Origin of the sequence: Streptomyces zinciresistens K42 (genome assembly GCF_000225525.1) — a bacterium.
GTDB classification, from domain to species: domain Bacteria; phylum Actinomycetota; class Actinomycetes; order Streptomycetales; family Streptomycetaceae; genus Streptomyces; species Streptomyces zinciresistens.
Window position 1 is genome coordinate 1 of record NZ_AGBF01000295.1, and the last position, 5,887, is coordinate 5,887.

Below are 5,887 nucleotides of genomic sequence, written 5' to 3' on the forward strand. Positions count from 1 at the left end.
AGGCAGGCCGCGAGGTCTCCGGCGGCCCAGGCCGCGTCGGCGGCGCAGAGGCGGGCGGTGCGGGCGTGGTCGGGTGCCTCGGCGGCGAGCAGGGAGGCGGCCAGCAGCAGCGAGGCGCGGGCGTCGCCCACCGGGCCGTCGAACAACTGCGCTCTGCCGCGGGCGAGTTCGGTGTGGCCGCGGCGGACGGCGGCCGATCCGGCGCGCTCGCCCGCGGGCGGGCTCCGCCGGTGGGGAGCCGTCCGCGGCCTGCTCCTGTCTCCGGTCATGCGCGGGACGTTAGGGGCGCCCGGCCGGCGCCGGAAGCCCGCCGTCCGGCCGGTCCGGGGCCCGAATCGGCGGCGTCACCTGGGCTATTGGTGCTTTCGGCCGGGGCGCCGGCTGTGCCGCCGCCCAGCCGCCGGCCGGCGCGGCCGTGCCCCTGCACAGTCCCGGCGGCGGACGTGTCGGGCACACGTCCGCCGCCGGGGGCCGCGGGGGTCAGGAGAGCGGGCAGTTGCCCCGGTACTCCTGGATGGTCAGGCTCGGCCGGGGCAGCGGGCACAGGAACTGCTCGTAGCGGGTGTCGTCGTCGATGAACCGCTTGAGCCAGGAGACGCTGTACTTCGCGATCGTCGTGTTCGGCGAGTTGGGTGCGAAGTGGGTCGCCGAGTTCAGCTCCAGGTACGCCCGGTCCAGCGAGCCGGGCAGGCTGGTGTAGAAGGGCTCGGCGTGGGAGGTGACCGGGGCGACCGTGTCGCCGTCGGCGCCGATGATGAGGGTCGGGGTGGCGACCTCGGGCCAGGTCTTGTCGAGGTTCCACGGAGTGAGCGGGATCGCCGCCTTGAGGGAGGGGCGGGACACGGCGGCCGCCAGGCTGGCGCCGCCGCCCATCGAGTGGCCCATCACCCCGAGCCGCCCGGCGTCGACCCGGGAGCGCACCGGGCTGCGCTGGGTGAGGTGGTCGAGCGCGGCCAGCAGCTGGCGTCCGCGCGCGTCGGGCTGGTCGAGGGTGGAGAGGGTGTCGATGGTGAACACGACGAAGCCCTGCGAGGCCAGCCGCGGACCCAGCCAGGAGAGCGAGGACTGGGAGGCGGTGTAGCCGGGCGCGACGGCGACGGCGCCGAAGGTGCCGTCGGCGGTGCTCGTCGGGTAGTAGACGGTGCCGCCGCCGAATCCGCTGACGGACAGCGGGGAGACGGTCGTCTGCGACACGGCGTACGGGCCGCGCGCCGCCTCGATGCCGGCCGTGGTGGGGTCGGGGCCGCGCTCGTAGGGGTTGTCCGCGGCGTGGGCGCCCGGACTGCTCAGGGTGCCCAGGCCGACGAGCGCGGCGAGCGCGGCGGCGGCACCGGCCAGGCGGCCGGCGCGGCGCCGGGGAGCGCCGGACGCGGGTGTGCGCAGGAGGGTGCGGGGGTGCAACGGCACGGCGGGTCGTCCTCTCTGTCGTGGCGGGCGGCCCCTGCCACCGGGCGCGCGGGACGCGGGCGTCGGTCGTGTGCCGGTGCGGGGCGGGCCGCCGTGGGACTGGCCGTGCCACTGTCGGGGACCGGACCCGGTGCGCGGACCGGCAATCTCACCGGTCTTGCGGGACCGCGACGCGGCCGGGGCCCTGCGTGCCGGAAGGGAGCCGGGCCCGCCGGTGGCGCGGGAGGGGCCGGGCCTGGTCCTGGCCCCGGCCAGCACCAGCACCAGCACCAGCACCAGCGCCCGGACGGTCGCGGGCGGGGCCGGGCGCTGGTCCTGGGCAAGTGCCGTGTCCGCCGGGCGGGTCGCCTATCCGCCGGGCGGTTCGGCGGAGGCTTCCGGCGGCCCGCCGGGACCGCAGGCCGCGCCCGCGGCACCGTCCGCCCACCCGCACCCGGCGCCCCGCGGCCGCAGGGGGACGCCGTTGCCGCGCAGCACCTCGCGCACGTCCAGGATGAGCGGGAAGACCTCGTGGTTGCGGTCCTGACCGCCCTGTTCCTCCCAGGCCCGCTGCTCCGCCTCGACCGCCGTCCGGTCCTCGGCGAACACCCGCTCGGTGAACCGTCTGATCAGCGGCCAGGCCAGGTGCAGCGCGCCGGGGAGAGCGGGCTTCTCGATCATGAGGAGGCCGTAGGCGTGGCAGCGGCGCTGCTCGGCGTCCTCCGGGACGTAGACGGCCCAGAGGCGGAAGGCCGGGCGTACGGCGTTCTCCGGCACCAGGTCGAGGGTCTGGTAGGGGTATTCGGTGCGGATCGTCATGACGTCGGCGGAGTCGCCGCCGCCGATGCCCTCCCCGGCCAGCAGCCCCGCGCCGCGGCTGCGCCTGCCCCCGCCGTGCGTGAACAGGTACCTGGCCTCGACCGACCGTGCGGTCGTCCGGTACCCCAGCAGTTCGGGGCGGAGCTTGCCGAGCACACCGCGGTGCAGGAACTGGTGGTTCATGTCGAGGAGGTTCTCGTGCAGGAAGGAGTAGTGGCAGCGCACCGTCCGCGAGAACGTCATCGTCCGGTACGCGGGCGAGCCGAACGCGGGCAGCACGGGCAGCGCGGTGACCGCGGCGAGCTCCGGGTCCCCGGGGAAGACGAACACCAGCCCGTACGCCTCCCGTACGGGGTAGCCGCGCACCCCGCGCGGGGGTCTGCCGTCCCCCTTGGAGAGATAGGGGATCTGGGAGATGCGGCCGTCTCCGCGGTAGGCCCACGCGTGGTAGCAGCAGCGCAGCGTCTCCCCCTCGACGACGCCCATGCTCAGCGGCACCTGCCGGTGGGCGCACCGGTCCTCCAGCGCGTGGACGGTGCCGCCGGTGCCCCGGTAGAGCGCGATGCGCTCGCCCGCGAAGGCGGTGGCGACCACCTTGCCCCGGCGCACCGTGCGGGAGCGGGCGACCGGGTACCAGAAGTCCGGGCAGGCCCCGACCCGCCTCAGGTCGGCGCGGGCGCCCTCCGGACCGCCGGACGCCGGGCGCGGCCCGCCGCCGCTCCGGACGGAGTCTGCCTCGGTCATACGTCTCCTCCGTCGGGCACGGCGGCGCGGACCCGCGCTCGTCCCGCCGGACGGCACCGGCGGGGCGCCGGTCCCGCTCACCCGGCACCCTGCCATCGTCACGGTCCTCCCCGCGCCTGTCCTGCCCGGGACGTCCGCAGGGGTGAGCGCGCGGGTGCGGGCGGGCCGCAGTGGGCTCGGCCGGCGGGGCCACTGCGCGAACGGGCGACGGGTCGGTGTTCCCACGGCCGCGGGAATCCGGCGACCGGCGGCCGGGTCCGGTCCAACGGGGCGCGCCCGAAAGGGAGTCGGCCTGGACCGGACTCTGCCGCCGGCCGGCCGGTGACGGCGGGGCGGCCGGTGACGGCGGGGCGGCCGGTGACGGCGGGGCGGCCCGCCGGTGAGCGGGGCACCTGGTGACGGCGGGGCGTCGGTGCCCCGCCGTCACCGGTCGGTGTGGACGTCGCCGTGCGCGGTCAGCACGACGGTGTCCCGCCGGGGGAAGGCCCCGGGCGGAATCCCGGGAATGGCCCCGGCCGGGGTCGCCCGGTCGTCACCGGGAGCGGGCCCGTCCAGGGTCAGCCGGGTGGTGATGCGGTAGCGGTCGCCCCGGTAGACGGAGTGGACGTATTCGACGGCCCTGCCCTCGGTGTCGCTGGTCAGGCGCTCGAAGAGCAGCGCGGGCGAGAGGTGCGGAACCCCGAGGATCTTCGCCTCGGCCTGGCTGACGACGGTGGGCTCGATGGTCTGCAGGGCCTCGCTCACCCGTACTCCGTGCCGGTCGTGCAGATGCTCGTACAGGTCGCCGGCCTCCAGCTCCCGGGCGGTGAGCGCGGGCACCAGGACCGCCGGGATGTGCAGGTGCTCGATGGCCATGGGCACGCCGTCGACGAGCCGGAGCCGGGCCACGTAGACGATGTCGGCCGCGGGCGACAGATGGAGTTTGCGGCCCACGCGGGCACCCGCCGCGATGGTGGTGAACTCCAGGAGCCTGCTGGTCCAGGCACCGGAGGCGCGCGGGGCGACCATGGTCCGGTGGTCCGGCACCAGTTCCTGGGTGATCTTCTCCGGTGCCACGAACATGCCCCGGCCGTGCTCGCGCACCAGCAGCCCCGCGGCGACGAGTTCGTCCACCGCCGTACGCAGGGTGGGCCGGGAGACCTCCAGGGCGGCGCACAGGGAGCGTTCGGACGGGATGGCGTCGCCGGGGCTGAGCGACTCCATGAGCCCGAGGATGTGGTCCCGGACGCGCTCCCGCTTGAGAACCGCCCCCGACTCGCCCGCGCTCATGCCGCCGCTCCCGCCCGCCGTCCGTGAATCCGCCTGACCAATCTCACCACTCCTTACCACTGCTCCGCCACTGGTCAGATGAAGTGTAGCCGCCGCCCCCGGCTCTGGGCGCCGGGTTATGCGCCCTACGCACCTGCGGAGAACTGCCAAGAGCTCTCTGTGCGGCGGGGGTTGACGCCTCTATTGGTCTATGCCACCTTCATCGACCAACAAGAGGTCACCTGACCAGTTACCGAACTGGTCAGGTGAGGTGGCGCATTCCTCCCGGGGGTGAACTGTGAAGCTCCGCATACTCGCTGGCGTTTCCGTGCTGGTGCTGGCCGGCGGCCTCGGTGCCTGCGGCGGTCCGGACCCGTCCGGCGGCTCCGCCGACGGCAGGACGACGATCGACGTCTGGCTGATGCGCGACAGCGTCTCGGCCGCGTTCCAGAAGGAGTTCGTCGCCGGGTTCGAGGCGGACAACCCGGCCATCGACGTGAAGGTGCAGATCCAGGAGTGGGACGGCATCGGCGAGAAGGTCACCGCCGCGCTGGCCGGCAACGACGCCCCGGACGTCATCGAGACGGGCAACACCCAGGTGGCCCAGTTCGCGCAGAGCGGCGGCCTGCTCGACCTCAGCGACAAGGTCGGCGAACTCGGCGGCGGCAGCTGGCTCAAGGGACTCGCCGAGCCGGGGGCGTACGAGGGCAAGCAGTACGGCATCCCCTACTACGCGGCCAATCGCGTCGTGGTCTACCGGACCGACCTGTTCGAGAAGGCCGGCGTCGACGCCGCGGCGATCAAGACCCGCGCCCAGTGGACCGCCGCCACGAAGAAGCTCGACTCCGGCGGCACACAGGGCATCTACCTGCCGGGGCAGATGTGGTACGCGCTCGCCGGGTTCATCTGGGACGAGGGCGGCGACCTCGCCACCCGTTCCGGCGGCGTCTGGAAGGGCTCGCTCGACACCCCGCAGGCGCTGCGCGGCATGGCCTTCTACCAGCGGCTCCAGGCCCTGGGCAAGGGGCCGAAGGACTCCGACGAGGCGCAGCCCCCGCAGGCCGAGGTGATGGCCGAGGGGCGGATCGCGCAGATCATCTCCACGCCGGGCGGCGCCAACGTCGTCACCCAGAACAACCCCGCGCTCAAGGGCAAGCTGGGCTTCTTCCCCATCCCCGGCAAGAGCGCCGACCGGCCCGGCGCGGTGTTCACCGGCGGCTCCGACCTGGTCGTCCCGGCCGCCTCGGGCAAGCCGGAGGCCGCGCTCGCCTTCATCAAGGCGCTCACCGGGGACGCCTGGCAGCGCAAGCTCGCCGCCGCCATGAGCTACGTGCCGAACCGGACCACCCTCGCCGACGCCGTCGCCGCCGACCCCGGTGCCGCGGCGATGGCCGTGGGCGCCGCCGTGGGCCGGGCCACGCCCAACACGCCGGGCTGGGCCGCGGTGGAGGCCAAGAACCCGATCAAGGACTACATGACCGCCGTCCTCACGGGCGCCGACGCGGGCACCGAGGCCGCGAAGGCGTCGGAGGCCATCACCGCGGCCATGAAGACCGGCTCCTGAGCCGCTCCGCCGGGCCCGGCACCCCTGCCGACGCCCCGCGGCCCGGCCCGAGCGGCCACCACCCGCGAGCCGGGAGCGCCCCCGTCGGACGCGGCCCGCCCCGCCCGAGCCCGGGGCGGGCCCGCC

At 75.2% G+C, this 5,887-nt stretch carries 4 protein-coding genes and 1 pseudogene; 1 reads left to right on the forward strand and 4 read right to left on the reverse strand.

Annotated elements, in window-relative coordinates; genetic code table 11:
• The 4 genes and pseudogenes from SZN_RS34850 to SZN_RS34865 all read right to left on the reverse strand — a co-directional run.
• Positions 1-269 (reverse strand): annotated as a pseudogene (locus SZN_RS34850) (hypothetical protein); the annotation flags it as partial.
• 211 nt (positions 270-480) lie between these two features.
• Positions 481-1,401, reverse strand: coding sequence for a bis(hydroxyethyl) terephthalate hydrolase (bdeA, locus tag SZN_RS34855; RefSeq protein ID WP_043734743.1), 921 nt, complete (start codon positions 1,399-1,401; stop codon positions 481-483).
• 354 nt (positions 1,402-1,755) lie between these two features.
• Complete coding sequence (locus tag SZN_RS34860) at positions 1,756-2,949, reverse strand: aromatic ring-hydroxylating oxygenase subunit alpha (RefSeq protein WP_007504621.1); 1,194 nt, start codon at positions 2,947-2,949, stop codon at positions 1,756-1,758.
• A 423-nt stretch (positions 2,950-3,372) separates the two neighbouring features.
• Positions 3,373-4,218 carry a GntR family transcriptional regulator gene (locus tag SZN_RS34865; RefSeq protein WP_007504623.1) on the reverse strand — a complete coding sequence of 282 codons (846 nt, stop codon included), beginning with the start codon at positions 4,216-4,218 and terminating at the stop codon, positions 3,373-3,375.
• 277 nt (positions 4,219-4,495) lie between these two features.
• Here SZN_RS34865 and SZN_RS34870 point away from each other — a divergent pair, with 277 nt between their 5' ends.
• Positions 4,496-5,761 carry an extracellular solute-binding protein gene (locus tag SZN_RS34870; RefSeq protein WP_007504625.1) on the forward strand — a complete coding sequence of 422 codons (1,266 nt, stop codon included), beginning with the start codon at positions 4,496-4,498 and terminating at the stop codon, positions 5,759-5,761.
• Positions 5,762-5,887: the final 126 nt, after the last annotated feature.

Coding starts and splice junctions, on each gene's coding strand:
- SZN_RS34860 (WP_007504621.1), bottom strand. CDS start 2,949: ATGACCGAGGCAGACTCCGTCCGGAGCGGCGGCGGGCCGCGCCCGGCG.
- SZN_RS34865 (WP_007504623.1), bottom strand. CDS start 4,218: ATGAGCGCGGGCGAGTCGGGGGCGGTTCTCAAGCGGGAGCGCGTCCGG.